The sequence below is a fragment of the Shewanella sp. KT0246 genome (genome assembly GCF_019654955.1).
Lineage (GTDB): Bacteria > Pseudomonadota > Gammaproteobacteria > Enterobacterales > Shewanellaceae > Shewanella > Shewanella goraebulensis.
In genome coordinates this window covers 1-17,293 of sequence record NZ_BPEV01000059.1, presented here as the reverse complement: position 1 = coordinate 17,293, position 17,293 = coordinate 1, and the positions used below count along the sequence as shown (strand labels likewise).

Sequence of the window (17,293 nt, the reverse complement as noted above, 5' to 3'; positions counted from 1 at the left end):
CTTTAATTCCAACAGTCACATACCTATTCATTCAAATAAACTTCATTTTTCTTGGTGGAAAACGTCACATTTGTCTGCTTATCTTAAGGTAGGTTCACAGGCCAAGGAGATACTCATGACGAGTTTTAAATATCATTTAAATCAGGAAAAAATTGAATTACTGGCTAGTGACTGGATTGGCTTGGAGCGTGTACTTGTTAATGACAAAATAGTATCGACTAAAGTTAATTTTGGACAACGTAGTACCCACAAAATTAAACTAAACAACGGTAAACCCTGTCGTTTACAACTACTGATTGATCCTCAAACTGAGAGACTCACCTGCAAGCTTTATAAGCAGAACGAGTTTATAGCGAGTTTAAAGCAAGGAAAGCAGAGCTTTTTGAGTAGTAAAACGGTTTTTGAAGCTTCTTTGATGCTAGCATGTATGAGCAGCTTAGGACTGTATTGGTTAAGTTAAACATCCAGACTCTTAATCAATGATTTAATAATGTCAATCTAGAAGCAGTACTAAACTTAATCACATAAGAAAGCCGTTATTACGGCTTTTTATGTCACTTCCCCACCAAAAATTAGTGTGTTATTCACACAGGGCAACTTGCTCATTTTCAACACAAAAATAGCCAATAGCCTGATAGTTGCCACTACCAGCTGTTGCTGTAATTATTTTAAGCTTCTGTTTTTTGATCGTATCTTCAACAACATCGACAGATAAAATAGTGCCATCTCTTGGTATAAAAATTCCCTGAGTAAAATCTCCCACATTAAGGTCTTTATATAATTTGATGCTTATCGAACCAATCGAACGAGGTTCGATACGTCCTTCTGCAACCACAACGCTTTGACCATTCTTAAAGGTGAAGGATTTCACATATGTGCCACCATTTGATGTCGTTAGCTCATACACCTCTTGTGATTGAGCAGGAGCAATGCTCACAAACGTGAGCATGAACATTGATATTAGCACTATTGTTTTAGTAAATAACTGCATCACTTTCCCCTATATACGACAGACCCTAATTTATAGAAATAAAGACATCAACTTATTACTATAATCATTAGCCCAATTAGGCTAAATAGCCAATTTAAAACAAAAAGGCTACCTTAGGTAGCCTTTAACTTTTAGCTGATAACTAGAACTAGCGACCAAATTTAGAAAACTCGCGCCACTAAACCTTTAAGGTAGAATCCTTCAGGAAATGCACTACCAATAGGATGATCGCTTGCTTGGCTTAATCTATCAATGAACTGTACATCACGTTTAGCGTCTAACGCTGCATCAGCAACCACTTTTTGGAATAAGTCAGCAGCCATCAAGCCAGAGCATGAGAAAGTCAACAAAGTTCCACCAGGGTTAAGCAATTGCATAGCAATCATATTAATGTCTTTATAGCCACGGCAAGCACCATTCAGTTGTGCTTTATTGTCAGCAAACTTAGGTGGATCTAGCACAATAACATCAAAGGTTTTGCCTTCATCACGATACTGACGTAGTAACTTAAACACATCAGCTTCATGATAATTGACGTGTTCATCATTAAAGCCGTTAATTTTCATGTTTAATCGCGCGGTATCTAACGCAAGTTTAGATACATCGACATTTTCAATGCTCGCTGCGCCGCCGTTTGCAGCATACAAACCGAAGGTACCTGTGTAGCAAAAACAATTAAGTACTGACTTATTTTTTACGAAGCGCGCAGCAATAGCGCGGTTATCACGTTGATCTAAATAAAAACCCGTTTTATGGCCTTTTGTCACATCAACAGAAATTTTTATACCATTTTCTTCAATTACCACAGGCATTTCAGGCAATTCACCGTGCAATAAACGCGTAACTGGTTTTAGGCCTTCTTTCTTGCGAGAGTCGACATCAGAACGTTCGTATATAGCGCAATTAGGATAAAGTTCAGCTAATACTTCGACTAACGTCTCTCTCCAATAATCCGCACCAGTACTTAATAACTGGCAGACCAAAACATTCGCGTACTTATCAATGGTAATACCCGGTAAGCCATCTGACTCCGCAGCAATAAGACGATAGCCAGTAAGGCCTTGTTCTTCAATTAATGCATCACGCCCCAATTGTGCTCGCTGAATACGGCGAACAAAAAAGTCCTTATCAATTTGTTCTTCTTTATCAAACGTCCAAACACGCACTTGAATTTGTGATTCAGGTGACCATGCACCACGACCTAACCAATGCCCGTCATGCGCAACAACATCTACAGTTTCACCCGCTTGCGGTTTACCTTTAATGTTATGAATGCCACTAGCAAAAACCCATGGGTGTTTACGTTCTAGTGATTTTTCACGCTTGGGTCTTAGCTTGATTCTGATAGCCATGATGTTGCCTTTTTCATTTTGGGATCGCGATGATAAGGATCCTAACATGGGAACGCAAGTTACAATCAGCAAATAGACGGGTTTTGTGGGCTAACCAACTGCTTAGCAGTAAATATAGTAAATTTTTAAATAAATACGCCATTTAAATAATAAATGGCGTTTAACCTAGGATAGTTCCTATATTCATCAGCATCATACAAAGAGTTCTACTATTTATATACTAAACAACAATATAATTTCGCAAGATAAATAACAGCTTAACATTGGAAATATTCATATGCTAAACGAGGGTTGATATTAACTCCTCAAAAAATGACTAGCATCAAAAAATTTTTAAATAAATATCTTTATAAATAACCAATATTATAATTTATCAAACAACTAATAAGTCTATTGTTATTTCTACTGCTTTAATAATAGTAAAGTAAATAATTGAGACTGGCTCAATAAAGTGACATCTTTAGCTTGGCCATCAATTGATAAAGACATTACAGGGTTTTGTAAAAAATCTTTGGCATCTTCTGCTGAATATAACTCAGGCAATTCGAGATGGTAATTCTCATTTCCCGCTACATCTAGCTTTAAATATAACGGTTCTGACTTAACCCAATGCCCTGAGTCATCAGCGTTATCTTGGAACAAGTCACTGTAACTGACCTCAATTAATTGTTCTCCTGCAACAAGGTCAACTTCTCGTTGAAATTCGATTACGACTCCATTGACGCTATCGATATCAAGATCATCATGTAAAGTAATGCTAGATGATTGCGCAGCAAAACTTGTAACAAGTAAACTTAATGCAGCGGTTAAAGTTAATTTAGTATTCATGTCAAACTCCAATCTCAATAAATTAGTCCATATAAAAATCATTTCACAACACACAATCAATAAGACCTAAGGACATGCCAAAAACTTTCATTAACGATAAAAATATTATTAAAATGACTTTATTCTCATCAAAAATTGCTTTTATATTTATGAATACATTAAAAATTAACTACCCTTTTTTAACAATTGTATTTTTATTGATTTACTGCAAAGAAAACAATTGCAACAATCGTTAAAGTAATAAAAAAAATAAGCAAGAATTCTAAGGTATTGGGGTACCGAAGTAATGGGTGGAGTTAATCAGGGTAAAGTCATTTGTACTCATTGTCAGGCGGAACTGACAGATTTTAAGAAAAAGTGTCAATGTCGAAGACAGTGTGAGAGTTGTAAAGGCCATTATATAGCTCATTTTAAAATGAAAAAAGTTTCAGCACGTCAACAACGTACAGTTTACTCGCTCTGTTTACTTATTGGCAGTTGCATATCAATTTCATTACCTATTTGGTTTTGGTTTTCTGTAATTCTCGACTTTAAAATGTATTCCCTCACCTACGAGCACCCTTTTGAGAAATTTGCATTTATTTTCGCGGCATGGTCATTTTTTATTGGTTGCTACTGCATCGTCATCACACTTCCTGAAATACTATCGTATCGAAATATTACTTTAGTTAAACACAGGCTTCTCAATAAACGTAATCAAAAACAACACCTAAGCAATTGAATATTAAAGTTAACTTCAACATTAATCTATCGCCCGACCTGAAGACTATTCACTCTTTTGTCGAAGTAGTCTTTCAAAAAATCTAGTAGTAAACGGACTTTTTTGGAGTCGGCAGCACCAGGGGGAAATACCGCATAAATGTTGATGTCAGATAATTGATAATCATCTAACACAGTTTCTAACGTCCCTTGTTTTACTTTAGGCCAAGCATCATATGTCGGTATCCGACCGATGCCGTGCCCTCCTTCTACAAAAGCCGTTCGAGCAGATGCATTGTTAGTCGTAATACTACCTTTCATTTCGATACTAAAGGAACGAGAGCCCTTTTTAAGTTCTAATATTTTTTTTAATGGTTTATATACCACCCAATCATAAGCACTTAGATCCCCAGGGCTTTTTGGTCTGCCGTGCTTTTCAAAATATTCAGGAGAACCACATAAGCAGGTTTTTAACACAGATAATTTAGTGGCTTGTAGACTTGAATCAACAAGTGGTGCACCTCTAATAGCAATATCAATACCTTGATTAATAATATTGACAACTTCATCAGTCAACATCACGTCTAATTCAATTTTAGGATACAAAGTTTTAAATTCATTCAAAGCTGGCACGATGGTTTCAAGTCCAGCATTGACTGGGCAGGTTATTTTAATCAAGCCCATTGGCTCGCTTTTCATGTTTTCAATTTGTTTATTGGCAGAATAAGCTTGTTCAGCAATAACCTTACAAGATTGATAATAAGCTTGACCTTCTTCTGTAAGGCTAATACTTCGCGTTGAACGGTTAAGAAGTTTAACCTGCAAATGAGCTTCCAGTTTCTTCAAATGGTAACTCACTACCGCCCTTGATAAACCGATATGCTTGGCCGCTCCGCTTAAACTGCCTTGTTCAACCACTTGCGAAAAAACCACCATACTTTTTAATTGTTCAAAAGAAACATTCATTTTTTTCTCTGCTTGTTAGTACCGATGCCAATTTTCGTTGTAAATATTAGGCGTAAATCTATCGTAATCTTAATATTGTATCAATTTTTTAAACAATGAAGTCTACAAAGTCTGCATTGTTAGATTGTATTCTAGTTTCTATACTGAGTTTAAGATTTAGGTAACAAACAAAATTATGGTTTGTTATAAGCAGCTCACAAGGAATTCGCATGACTCAAGCAAACAAAAAAACAGTATTAATGGTGCTTACATCACATGATGCATTAGGCGATACAGGTAACAAAACAGGATTTTGGATTGAAGAGTTTGCCGCACCTTATTTTGTTTTTAAAGATGCAGGATTTGAAATTACCCTAGCATCACCTGCAGGCGGTCAACCACCGATTGATCCAAGCAGTGAACTTGCTGATTTTCAAACAGATGATACCCGCAGATTTGATAACGATAAACAAGCTCAAGCACATCTAGCTAAAACGCTCGTGTTATCAGAAGTTAATGCTGACGATTTCGATGGAGTTTTCTATCCAGGCGGTCACGGCCCGCTATGGGATTTAACTGATGACACAAATTCAATTCAATTAATCGAGCAGTTTATTAAACAAAACAAACCTGTGGCGGCTGTGTGTCATGCAAGTGCGGCATTATTAAATGCTAAAAATAACGATGGCAGCTACTTAGTGGCAGGTAAAGCTGTAACTGGTTTTAGTAATACTGAAGAAGATGCTGTGCAATTAACAGATGTTGTACCTTTTCTGCTTGAAGATGAATTACAAAAACGTGATGCAGACTATCAAAAAGTCGCTGACTGGCATGTATTTTCAGTTCAAGATGGCTTAGTCATCACAGGACAGAATCCTGCAAGTTCTTCACTAACAGCGCAAAAGCTAGCATCACACATTAACGCGTAACGAATAATATTGTATTAGGACAATCTCATGCTTAATTTTTCATTTCAAAACAATACAAAAATTCTTTTTGGCGAAAACCAAATAAGTAGCATTAGCAATGAAATTCCAGCTGATGCGCGAGTACTCATGATCTACGGCGGTGGTTCAATCAAATCAAATGGTGTCTACCAACAAGTCACCGAAGCACTTAAAGACCATACTTGGTTTGAGTTCTCTGGTGTTGAGCCTAACCCGCAATACGATACTTTAATGAAAGCGCAAGCCATCATTGAAGCGGAAAAAATTGATTACCTTCTTGCAGTAGGCGGTGGCTCAGTTGTTGATGGCGTTAAATTTATAGCCGCTGCAGCAAAATATGAAGGCCAAGATCCTTGGGATATCGTTGCAAAAGGCGCAAGTGTTAAACAAGCACTGCCAATCGGCGCAGTCTTAACCCTGCCAGCGACAGGTTCAGAGTCTAATGGAGGCTCCGTAGTCACTCGTGATGGTAATAAACTGCCATTTGGTAGCCCATTAGTCAGACCATTATTTGCTGTACTCGATCCTTCAGTGACACTATCACTGTCAGATCGACAAATTAGTAATGGGGTTATTGATGCTTACATTCATATTATGGAGCAATACTTAACCTACAGCGTCAACGGTAAAGTACAAGACAGATTCAGTGAAGGCTTACTACAAACCTTAATTGAAGAAGGCCCTAAAGCACTGGCTGCCGAGACAAAACAAGATCTAGAAGTCAGAGCTAATATCATGTGGTCAGCCACCATGGCACTTAATGGCTTAATTGGTGCCGGAGTACCACAAGATTGGTCGACTCACATGATTGGTCATGAATTAACAGCCAGCCACGGTATTGATCATGCACGTACTTTATCAATCGTGTTACCTGCGGTAATGAAAGTGCGCCGAGTACAAAAACATGACAAGCTAGTTCAATATGCTGAACGTGTATTTGGCATCACTACAGGCACTGATGAGCAAAAAATTGATCAAGCGATTCTTGCAACAGAAGCGTTCTTTAAACGAATGCAAGTGCCAATTCGCTTAGGTGATATTGATTTAGGCACAGATCAAGTCGATGTAATGGTTAACGCCCTTAAAAAACACGGTATGACAAAACTAGGTGAACATGGTGATATTGATTTAACTGTCAGCCGAGAAATACTAACGACAGCGTTATAAATGATTTAACTTAATTGAACACAGATTTTTACTCTGTTGTGACTAAAAGCTAGCATCTTGCTAGCTTTTGTTTTTTATACTGTTTTAATATTTTGGTCACCACTGCAAGAAGTGTGATCCAGTGTTGAAATTTTCAATTAATTCATCAAATGTGGAATATTGATGAATTTAAATAGTAAACGAAAGACTCAGGTTGGCTTACTATATTCTACACTTGAAGAATTATTCATACATTAGTGCTTACCGATGCCCATTCTTAAAAAAACTGCTGGTAGACCGTTAACTCAGGTCGATAATCGCAATGCATTAATCGAAGCTGCTCGCGTACTCTTTGTTGAAAGTGATTACGACAAAGTATCTGTACGTGCGATTGCACAGCAAGCGAATGTTGACGCCAGTCTGATCCGTTATTATTTTCAATCCAAATTGGGCTTATTCAGTGAAATGCTAAAAGAAACATTAGCACCACTGACGCAAAAAATATCTCAAACTAACAAAGCAATGATCCACAACTCTCCAGAAGAAATACTTAGCACTTATTACAGTATGATGAGTCAAAACCCAGATTTTCCGAAGCTCATTTATCGCACTGCAAGTTTGCCTGACTCACCGCAAAATCGTGAGCTACAAGCAAGGCTATTAACGTTAATGCCATCTCCCAAATTCGCCATCATAGACAAAATTAAAGATGCCGATATTTTAAAAGCGGATGTTGATGTAATGTGCGCAAAAATGAGTTTTATTAGCTTATTGATTTTCCCTTTTTTGATGCCTGAGCTATTTAAAAAAGCCGTTGGTATCGAAACCTCACCTGAATTTATGCAAAAGCTTGCGAAGCACAATGCATCACTTTTACGTCATGGGCTTTTTGCCGATGACAACCAACCAAGCCAGGACTGCAAAAAATGACCAGCTTAAAAAGACGTTATGTTTTCCCGGGGATTGCTGCCGGTTTTATTATTTTATTTATCGCAATTGCAATGCGCTCATCACCTGAACTGGAAGCAGGTCATGACAAATCTCGTTTAGTTGAAGTCATTAATCTCGACAAACAACAAAGTATGCCAGTGATTAAAGCGTATGGCAGAGTCGCGCCCAAGCACAGTTGGCAAGGTATTGCTGAGGTTGGTGGTAAGATTATTTATCGTCACCCAGAACTTGAAACTGGCCGCTTAATTAAAGCTGGCACCTTAGTATTGGCTATTGATCCACTCGAATACGAACTTAAATTGGCGCAAGCTGAAGCTAATGTGAATGCCGCTGAGGCACAGTTAATTCAGTTAAACCAAAAAGAAGTTAACCTTGAAACCAGTTTGCAAATTGAAAAGCAAAAACTCACGTTAGTGGATCAAGAGTACCAGCGTAAACAAGCGCTTAATGTTAAAAATCTTATATCTAAGTCAGAACTCGAAACCCAAAAGCAAGCACTACTTGCCCAGCGTAACCTAGTTCAAGACTTAAACAGCAGCTTGAGTTTACTGCCAGATGACAGAAAAGTGACCCAAGCTCAAGTCAAAGTTAATCAAGCCTTACTGAATGATGCACAGCGACAACTTAACAATACCCGCTTTACCCTGCCCTTTGACGCCCGAATTGCTGAGGTGAACATAGAGCGAGCTCAAGCGGTGACAAATGGTTCGGTGTTATTTGAAGCCCACCAGCTCGGTGCTGTAGAAATCAAAGCCGAGCTCTCTTTGCAAGATGCTGAAACACTGATTAGCAGCATCTCTGGGATCCCACGTGATACAGCATCATTGCCATCAATCGAAAAAGTCAACTTTGATGCTTATGTTGAAATCAACATGGGACAAAAACATCACCAGTGGCAAGCAAAACTCACTCGTATAGCCGATACCATTAATCCAGATCAAGCAACCATAGGCTTTTACCTTGAAGTTGAACAAGACTTTAATGATATGGATCTGGTAAAACGCCCACCATTAACCAATGGCATGTTTGTTACTGCTTATATCCATGGCTACCCGTCAGAGCAATTTGTTATCCCTGAAAAAGCCCTCCACGGCGACCAAATTTATGTCATGGATCTTGAAGGAAAACTACAAATTATTAAGGTTAAAGTGGTATATCGCACTGATAAGGGCGTCGCAATCGAAAGCCAGACTACAACTGCACCATTAACGCAAAACATGCAAATCGTTACTAACGATCTTATTCCTGCCATTGCAGGCATGAGTTTAAAAGTGGCGCAACAAAACAGTCAAAGTGATGAGGAGTCAAACCAGTGATTAACTTTTTCACTCGTCATCCAACCATCGCAAACTTGATGATGCTGGCGTTTTTTGTTGTCGGCCTAAGTAGTATTGGCAAAATTAAGCGAGAAACATTCCCAGAATTTAGCCCGCCTTACATTATTGCCAGTGTCGTTTATCCTGGTGCCTCTCCTGCAGAGGTTGAAGAAAGCTTATGTTTGAGAATGGAAGATGCCATTGATGGCCTAAGCGACATTGAAGAAACTAAATGTGATGCACAAGAAGGCTTTGCCTCGCTTACCGTTAAGCTAACAGGTGATGCCGATATGGGCCGTAGTTTAGTCGATATTCAGACTGAAATTAACGCCATTAAGGACTTCCCATCACAAATTGACCCACCAACCGTCAAAGAGCTTGATTGGGCAGAACCTGTCGTCGATATTGCTATTGCAGCCGATGCCAGCTTGCCTCACTTAAAGTCTTACGCTGAAGATTTAAAACGACGGTTAAAGATTGATGCTGGGGTTAACTTAGTCACGGTATCAGGCTTTTCAGATCATCAAATCCGAGTCGAGCTAAACGAAGCTGACATAAGACGTTTAGGACTTACTGTGGCGGAAGTCGCCGATAAAGTTGGCCGTCAGAACGTTCAAATGCCAGCAGGTAGCGTAGAGTTATCAGATAAAAACTTACTGATCCGTTTTGATGAGCGGCAAATTACCCCAGATAATTTGGGTAAAATAATCGTATCGTCAAATCCTGAAGGCGGTGTGGTTCGCTTACGTGACATCGCTAAAATTGAAGACTTATTTGAACTAGAAGAAGAGCACACCATATTTAATGGTAAAGCTGCAGCGGTATTAAAAGTTCAAAAAAATAAAGCTGATGATGCTTTGCGCATTAAAGAGCGTGTCACCGAGTTTGTGGCTCAAGAGCAACTCGTCGCCCCTGATGGCGTAACGCTCACGCTGACAAATGATATGTCATCATTGCTTCAAGACAGATTATCCATGCTGCTTAAGAATGGCTGGCAAGGGATCATCTTAGTGTTCTTTTCAATGTGGCTGTTTTTCTCGTTACGTTATTCTTTTTGGGTGTCCGCAGGTCTGCCAGTCGCCTTCATGGGCGGGTTATTTTTAATGTGGGTGTTTGGCGTATCCATTAACATCATGAGCCTAGTCGGTTTGTTGATGGCCATTGGTATCATGATGGATGATGCCATTGTGATTGCAGAGTCAGTTGCCGCCCATGTAGAAAAAGGCTTACCCATTAATGAGGCTGTTACTCAAGGAGTTAAAAAGGTCGCACCAGGGGTATTCTCATCCTTTTTAACTACTGTGTTTATTTTTGGCAGTTTGTTGTGGCTCGACGGCCAAATGGGCGATGTGCTATCCGTTGTACCACTAGTCTTAATTATGGTGCTCAGCGTCAGTTTGATTGAAGCATTTTTGATTTTACCGAACCATTTAAGCCACTCATTAAAATCAAATAAACAAGAAAAGCCACCGCTTAAATTTAAGCGTGTCTTTTTAGAAAAATTTGAGCATTTTCGTAATAACAATTTAGTTGAAGCTGTCACCTTTGTGGTTAAGTGGCGTTATGCAAGCCTTGGGGCAACCTTAGGTTTACTATTTGTCTCTATTGCCCTAGTTGCAGGCGGCGCTGTGAAATTTGTTGGCTTCCCTGAACTTGATGGTGATATCGCTGAAGCGCGCATTATATTGCCGCCAGGCTCAACACTGGCTCAAACGAAACAAGTAGTCGAAAAGTTAGTCGCCAGTGCGAATAAAGTGGGTGACCGTTATACCAAAGAGAATCAAGAAGACTCAAATTTGATTCGCTATATCACCGAACAATACAACATGAACGCCGATGCAGGTGAATCAGGTCCCCACGTTGCAACAGTCAGGTTAGATTTATTGTCAGCGGAGACTCGAGAAAGCTTAATCGATGACTTTATTCGAGATTGGCGTCTAGAAAGTGGAGACATCGCTGAGCCATTATCGCTAGTCTTTAAGCAACCAAGTATGGGCCCAGCTGGGCGTGATGTGGAAGTCAGACTTCAACATGATGAATTAGACTTACTCAAAATGGCTTCAGTCGATCTGCAATCTTATTTAAGCCAGTTCTCAGGCGTAAATGGTATTTTGGACGACATGCGCCCAGGTAAAGAAGAAGTGCTCGTAAAACTGCGTGACGGCGCAGAAAATTTCGGTGTCGATGGCGAGATGATCGCATCACAACTGCGCGCGGCCTACTTTGGGCAAACAGCCGATGACGTGCAAGCTGGTCCTGAAAACATTGAAATTCAAGTACGCCTAAATAAGCAACAAGCAGGCAATTTACAGGCATTAGCCAACTTCCCAATTATGCTTAGTGATGGGAGTCAGCTGCCACTTAACGCTGTCGCTACATTGAATTATGAGCGCTCTTACGTACGTATACAGCGAATTGAAAGTCAGCGTACCGTAACCGTAATGGCTGATATTGATAATGCTAAAGCCAATGGTAGTGAGATTGTCAGCAAAGTACGTAATGAATATGCCAATGAATTACGGGAAAAATACCCAGGTTTACGAGTGGACTATGAAGGCGCGGCTAAAGAAACTGCTAAAACCGGTGCATCGTTCATGCAAGGTTTCATCATAGGTTTGTTTGGTTTGTTTGCCATTTTAAGTTTTCAATTCAGAAGTTACTTAGAACCATTTGTGGTGATGTTAGCCATCCCACTTGCCTTAATTGGGGTATTCTGGGGACACTTATTAACAGGTCACAGCCTATCAATGCCATCAATTTTAGGCTTTGTTTCATTAGCTGGTATTGTCGTCAACGACTCCATCTTACTGGTGCAATACATAAGGCACCACGTTGATATAGGTGATGACATTCAAGAAGCAGTAGTCAAAGCGAGCCGAGATAGGTTTAGAGCGGTATTTTTAACGTCGCTTACTACAGCAGCTGGGTTATTGCCATTACTAATGGAAACCTCATTACAGGCACAAGTCGTAAAACCGATTGTAATCTCTATTGTGTTTGGTATTTTCACCTCTACCTTATTGGTATTATTTATTATACCAAGTGCTTATGCCGTATTAGCTGACTTTAACCTCGTGCATAAGCATGAAGAATTGTCAGCCTAAACAAACCATAAGCTGAACTGACAAGAAACAAAAGGCCGTTAATAAAACATTAACGGCCTTTTAAGTGATAGATGAATATACCTTAAACTGTAAATAGACTCCCTCATATTCTTACTCTTACTCTTACTCTTACTCTTACTCATGCTCAGGCTATTTATTTATTTTATTCAACAATTGCAATAAAGTTTGTTGTTCTTGCTCATCGAGAGCTTCCAGACACTTCTCATTGACCCACTGCGCTTCATGGATCAAGTCTTGTTCTAGCGCTTTGCCCGCGTCAGTTAAGAAAATTTGGAATGCACGGCGATTGTCTGACTCTTGATGGCGAGTAATATAGCCTTGCACTTGTAATTGATCGAGTAGACGCGTCATGGTGTAGTTAGCCACATCACATAACTTTGATAGTTCAGTTTGGCTTATGCCCTCTTCTTGCCACAACGAAAACAGAACAGGCCAAAGTTTAACGTCTAGTTCGTAGCGTTTCAGGCGTTCATCAAGCTCGTTTTGCAGCATAATGTTGAGATGAGATACTTGATAATAAAGACTTTCATAACGTTTCATAAACCGCTCCTACATGCTCATCAAATCTTAGCTACTGGTCAGTAGATGAATCAAGCTAAGAATACGACTGTTGAGTTGTACTTTAGATTACTATCATATAAACAAGTTTTCACTTTAATCTAGCTTTAAAAATGCCACTGATTATTAGACATAGTACGTAAAAGACCGCTATTTTAGTCAGTCTGTTACAAATTGATTAATATATCGGTAGTAACAAGCACGGCCTAAGCCGGCTTTAACGCCTCTTTCTATTTCAATTTCAATGGCATCATCTAACAAAATAACAGCAGATATATTAGCTATAGCATGCTCAGTACCGATACTGCTAATGAATGTTATTCCATCTTGATTGTTTATATCGTAATCAACTAGCACAATCGCATGCCGTTTGACGAGCACTTTGACTTTCTCAACAGGGGTTATTAAAAAATACTCCCCATCAATGTAATTAAGCACACTGGAAAAGAGCTTAGCAAACTTAGCAGGAAGCGGACTGTTTAGATAAAACCAGTCCCCCTCGCCGTTTATATCAAACATGGGCGTTTCACTGCATAATTCAACTTCATTGTTATTAGAATGAGCTATTGATAGCTGCCCAAGCTGCTTAGCAATATTAATTGGTTCAGCCATTAGCTTCGCTCTTTTGTATAATCAATTGAAGCAGTGCTTCAATTGGATGCTTAGGTTTAAAGCCTGCAAATCGTTTAACCTGACTACGGCAAGAATACCCAGACACTAAAATTTGAGTTTTATCATCAATCTTATCTAACGTCGGTTGCCAAGACATAGCAAACAATTTAGTGGAACGACCTAAATTTTCTTCTTCATGGCCGTAAGTGCCTGCCATACCGCAACAGCCGACGTTTATCACATCGAATTCAGCACCAAAATGACTAAAAATGGTTTTCCACTCTGCTGGCGTGGTAGGTTTTGCTGTAGATTCTGTACAGTGACTAAACCAGTTAAACTTTTGCCCAGTTTTAGTAAGTTTAGGCATTGATTTAATGGCATCCGTTAGCCATTCATTTGCTAATAACACTTCAAAGTTACCTCGAGAATCGCCAAGCACTTGTTGATATTCATCTCGGTAACAAAGCACGAGTGCTGGATCTAACCCCACCATCGGCATATTAAGTGTATGAACTTGATTCAAAAAGTCGGCACTTGATTGCGCTGTTTTAGCAAACTTATCTAAGAAACCTTTAATATGTGTCGGCTTACCATTGGGTTTAAATGGTAGCAATACTGGCTTTAAGCCCATTGCTTTAATCAGCTGAATAAAGCGATATACAAGCTCTGCATCATAAAAACTATTGAAAGGATCTTGTACCACCAACACATAATCAGCGCGTTCAGATTCTGGAATTTTTTGTAGTGCTTCTAAATCATAGCCACGGCTTTCATGTCCGTCTAAGCGTTGTTTAAGTGTAGGAACAGATAACGCTGGCGAATCTACATACCCAATCGACTTTTTAATTACCCATTGGCTTAACTTATTTTGTGACGCTAAATTAGTCACTTTTGGCATAGCTGCCATCATAGGGAGCAAGTCTTCGATTCCTGCAACAAGATAATCTTTTGCTGGACGCATGTACCGCTTGTAATAAATATTGAAGAACTGAGCTCTAAATTTCGGCACATCTACTTTTACAGGACATTGCCCAGAACATGCTTTACAGGCTAAACAGCCTTTTAATGAGTCCATAACTTCATGGGAGTAATCGTAGTCACGCTCTGCGTTATAGCTATTTTGAGCTCGTTGTAAAAAGCTTAATGGTTTTGACTTAGCTAGGGCATCAACATCAACACCTTCAGCTTCTAGTAAACGTAACCATTCCCGCATTAAGCCACTGCGCCCTTTGGGTGAATGGATACGATCGCCCGTTGCTTTAAACGACGGACACATGAATGAATAGCTACTGTAGTTAAAACAAAGGCCATTACCATTACAGTTCATCACATCAGGAAACGCATCACGTACTTGGATTGGGATTTGACGGTCGAATGTGCCACGTTTAACACTATCAACGTTAAATATCATTGGGCCACTGTCTTTTGGAGCAACCAATTTACCTGGGTTTAAACGGTTTTGCGGATCGAATAAACCTTTAATTTCTTCAAGCTCACCGTACAGTTCATCGCCAAATACCGCTGGACCATACTCGCCGCGTACTCCCTTACCATGCTCACCCCACATCAATCCGCCATATTTAAGTGTTAACTCAGCAACTTGATCTGAAATGGTTTTGAGGAGCTTTTCATCTGCTTCATCACACATATCAAGTGCGGGACGCACGTGTAAAACCCCTGCATCGACATGACCAAACATGCCATATTGCAGTTTGTGGTCATCTAATAAGTCACGAAACTCCATGATGAAATCGGCTAAGTTTTCCGGTGGCACGGCAGTATCTTCGGCAAAAGCTAGTGGCTTACGGCGACCTTTTGTTGCCCCAAGTAATCCCACAGCTTTTTTACGCATCGCATAAATTTTATTGATACTTGGTTTATCTGAAGTGATTTGATAACCAACAACACCAGCCTCTTCATTGGCAAGTTGGCTTGCCAATACAGATTCAAGTTTGCTAATACGTGCTTTGACATCCTCTTCATCACCCGCAAACTCAACCATGTTAAGTCCTTCGATGACTTTATTGGGTACCGCTTCAATAAGGTGTGAAACTGAATGCCAGATGATATCTTCGCGGGCAAGGTTTAATACTTTAGAGTCTATGGTCTCAACCACTGTAGCGCTCGCAGCCACCAAAGAAGGTGCGTGGCGTAATGCTGATTCAAACGAGTCATATTTGATATTCAGCATCATTCGCGTATTCGGAAGCGGCGTAATATTAAGTTTAGCTTCGGTTAATACCGCTAGCGTGCCTTCAGAGCCTGCTATTATCCGCGATAAATCAAATTGAGTCAGATCATCATTCCAGACATGGCGTAAATCATACCCCGTTAAAAAACGATTTAACGCAGGGAATTGCTTAACAATCAAGTCTCGCTTTTCATGACAACGACTCGCAATATGACTGACAATATGTTGAGCAAAGGAATTGTGATTAACTTGTTGGTGTAAATCGCCTTGTTTACCCAGTGCAATATCACCTTGCATTGGTGATGTTGCCAGTACACTGCCGTCCACCAGCACACTGGTTAGCCCTAATATATGGTCTGAAGTTTTACCATAAACAAGAGAGCCCGCACCAGAAGCATCTGTGTTGATCATGCCACCAACGGTTGCCCTATTCGAAGTAGATAAATCTGGACTAAAAAAGAAACCATGCGGTCGCAGTGAATCGTTCAATGCATCTTTAACGACACCGGCTTGTACTCTGACCCAGCCTTCTTCGGCATTGACTTCAAGCACTTGATTCATGTGCCTTGATACATCAAGAATAAAGCCATTAGTTAAAGACTGACCGTTAGTTCCCGTACCACCGCCACGCGCACTAAAAGTGACTTGTTTATATTGGGGATCAGATGCCAAGCTTAATACCAATTCAACATCAACTTGATTAAGGGGATAAATAACGGCTTGTGGTAAGAACTGATAAACAGAATTATCTGTAGCTTGAATCAATCTGGCACTGTAACGCTTATCTATTTCACCCGCAAAAGAAGATGCTTCAAGCGCATCTAGAAAGCGTAAATAAATCGGTTCTAAAGTTTGATGATGAGATAGCAGCGGCAGCATAATGGACTTCTGGTTATAGTAATTTTATCATCATTATAAACAAAAAATGGGCTGCTAAGTAGTTGAGTTAAAAAAATTCATTAGCATTTTATTTACAGACTAAATGATAATAAACTAAATCTAAAATATGTCTAACTAACTGTAATTTATAAAATAAAAAGAATAAAGTCATTTTAAAAGTCTAATAGTTTAAAAACACAGATTCAAAATTCATAATTTAGGCAACTTCATAATTTTCTGTTAGATAGTTTTAGAATAACATCAGTGCTTTATCGTTAATGACGCTCCTTCAATTCCCGCATAAAAAACAATAATCTCAGCCGTTTCTTCACCAATATTTTCACCAAAATGCCATTTATCTACCGTTTCAGCGATAGCACTTCCTGCTGTCAGCATTAACTCTTCACCATATTCTGTCGTCACTTTTAATTGACCTTTAGTTAGGATTCCAGCGTTAATGACAGGATGTTGATGCAAGGGAAGCTTTGAACCCGCTGCAATGGAAATTTTAAGGATAGTAATTTCTGGTTGACCTGTTGGATATTCTGGTAACTTTTTACCATCCCAACTATGAGTTGCTTTTAGCAGCTTTGTTACTTCGATATCCTTAGTTGGTTCGATGGCATTTACACTCATTGACAACATTAAGAAAAAGGTGAACAACCAACCAATATAAGTTGTGAACAATTTCATTTGTTTTCCTTGTAAAGGTTTAAATTTATCAAAGTAATGTTAGCTAAAGTTAAAAAGTTA

General features: G+C 39.3%; 14 protein-coding genes. 6 read left to right on the top strand and 8 right to left on the bottom strand.

Features of this window, described 5'->3' with window-relative positions:
- The coding region (locus tag K5Q58_RS19500) for a hypothetical protein (protein WP_308443257.1) at window positions 1-460 on the top strand (460 nt) is incomplete at its 5' end.
- A 120-nt stretch (window positions 461-580) separates the two neighbouring features.
- Here K5Q58_RS19500 and K5Q58_RS19495 read toward each other — a convergent pair.
- The 4 genes from K5Q58_RS19495 to K5Q58_RS19480 form a co-directional block, all read right to left on the bottom strand.
- Window positions 581-991, bottom strand: coding sequence for a PliI family lysozyme inhibitor of I-type lysozyme (locus K5Q58_RS19495; protein WP_220755520.1), 411 nt, complete (start codon window positions 989-991; stop codon window positions 581-583).
- Between the two features lie 161 nt (window positions 992-1,152).
- On the bottom strand, window positions 1,153-2,343 hold the full coding sequence (locus K5Q58_RS19490; protein ID WP_220755519.1) for a class I SAM-dependent rRNA methyltransferase: 1,191 nt from the start codon (window positions 2,341-2,343) through the stop codon (window positions 1,153-1,155).
- A gap of 402 nt (window positions 2,344-2,745) precedes the next feature.
- Window positions 2,746-3,171: a DUF2057 family protein gene (locus K5Q58_RS19485; RefSeq protein WP_220755518.1), complete on the bottom strand. Its 426-nt coding sequence runs from the start codon at window positions 3,169-3,171 to the stop codon at window positions 2,746-2,748.
- Between the two features lie 747 nt (window positions 3,172-3,918).
- A complete protein-coding gene (locus K5Q58_RS19480) occupies window positions 3,919-4,836 on the bottom strand; it encodes a LysR family transcriptional regulator (protein WP_220755517.1) in 918 nt (305 codons plus the stop codon).
- Window positions 4,837-5,045: 209 nt separating this feature from the next.
- On the opposite strand from K5Q58_RS19480, the gene K5Q58_RS19475 reads away from it, so the two are divergent.
- From K5Q58_RS19475 to K5Q58_RS19455, 5 genes are all read left to right on the top strand, one after another.
- Window positions 5,046-5,744, top strand: coding sequence for a type 1 glutamine amidotransferase domain-containing protein (locus K5Q58_RS19475; protein WP_220755516.1), 699 nt, complete (start codon window positions 5,046-5,048; stop codon window positions 5,742-5,744).
- Window positions 5,745-5,771: 27 nt separating this feature from the next.
- Window positions 5,772-6,929 carry an iron-containing alcohol dehydrogenase gene (locus tag K5Q58_RS19470; protein ID WP_220755515.1) on the top strand — a complete coding sequence of 386 codons (1,158 nt, stop codon included), beginning with the start codon at window positions 5,772-5,774 and terminating at the stop codon, window positions 6,927-6,929.
- Between the two features lie 246 nt (window positions 6,930-7,175).
- On the top strand, window positions 7,176-7,838 hold the full coding sequence (locus K5Q58_RS19465; RefSeq protein ID WP_065107945.1) for a TetR family transcriptional regulator: 663 nt from the start codon (window positions 7,176-7,178) through the stop codon (window positions 7,836-7,838).
- Window positions 7,835-9,175, top strand: coding sequence for an efflux RND transporter periplasmic adaptor subunit (locus K5Q58_RS19460; RefSeq protein ID WP_220755514.1), 1,341 nt, complete (start codon window positions 7,835-7,837; stop codon window positions 9,173-9,175). Before K5Q58_RS19465 ends, K5Q58_RS19460 begins: the two co-directional genes overlap by 4 nt.
- On the top strand, window positions 9,172-12,279 hold the full coding sequence (locus K5Q58_RS19455) for an efflux RND transporter permease subunit (RefSeq protein WP_220755513.1): 3,108 nt from the start codon (window positions 9,172-9,174) through the stop codon (window positions 12,277-12,279). Before K5Q58_RS19460 ends, K5Q58_RS19455 begins: the two co-directional genes overlap by 4 nt.
- 150 nt (window positions 12,280-12,429) lie before the next feature.
- Here K5Q58_RS19455 and K5Q58_RS19450 read toward each other — a convergent pair whose 3' ends face one another.
- The 4 genes from K5Q58_RS19450 to K5Q58_RS19435 form a co-directional block, all read right to left on the bottom strand.
- Window positions 12,430-12,840 (bottom strand): MarR family winged helix-turn-helix transcriptional regulator, encoded by a 411-nt coding sequence (locus tag K5Q58_RS19450; RefSeq protein WP_220755512.1) that lies wholly within the window; start codon window positions 12,838-12,840, stop codon window positions 12,430-12,432.
- A gap of 177 nt (window positions 12,841-13,017) precedes the next feature.
- On the bottom strand, window positions 13,018-13,470 hold the full coding sequence (locus tag K5Q58_RS19445) for a DUF1285 domain-containing protein (protein ID WP_220755511.1): 453 nt from the start codon (window positions 13,468-13,470) through the stop codon (window positions 13,018-13,020).
- Complete coding sequence (locus K5Q58_RS19440) at window positions 13,463-16,540, bottom strand: FAD-binding and (Fe-S)-binding domain-containing protein (RefSeq protein ID WP_220755510.1); 3,078 nt, start codon at window positions 16,538-16,540, stop codon at window positions 13,463-13,465. Before K5Q58_RS19440 ends, K5Q58_RS19445 begins: the two co-directional genes overlap by 8 nt.
- A gap of 261 nt (window positions 16,541-16,801) precedes the next feature.
- The gene (locus K5Q58_RS19435) at window positions 16,802-17,233 is read right to left on the bottom strand and encodes a cupin domain-containing protein (protein ID WP_259651404.1); all 432 of its coding nucleotides are present in this window, start codon (window positions 17,231-17,233) and stop codon (window positions 16,802-16,804) included.
- Window positions 17,234-17,293: the final 60 nt, after the last annotated feature.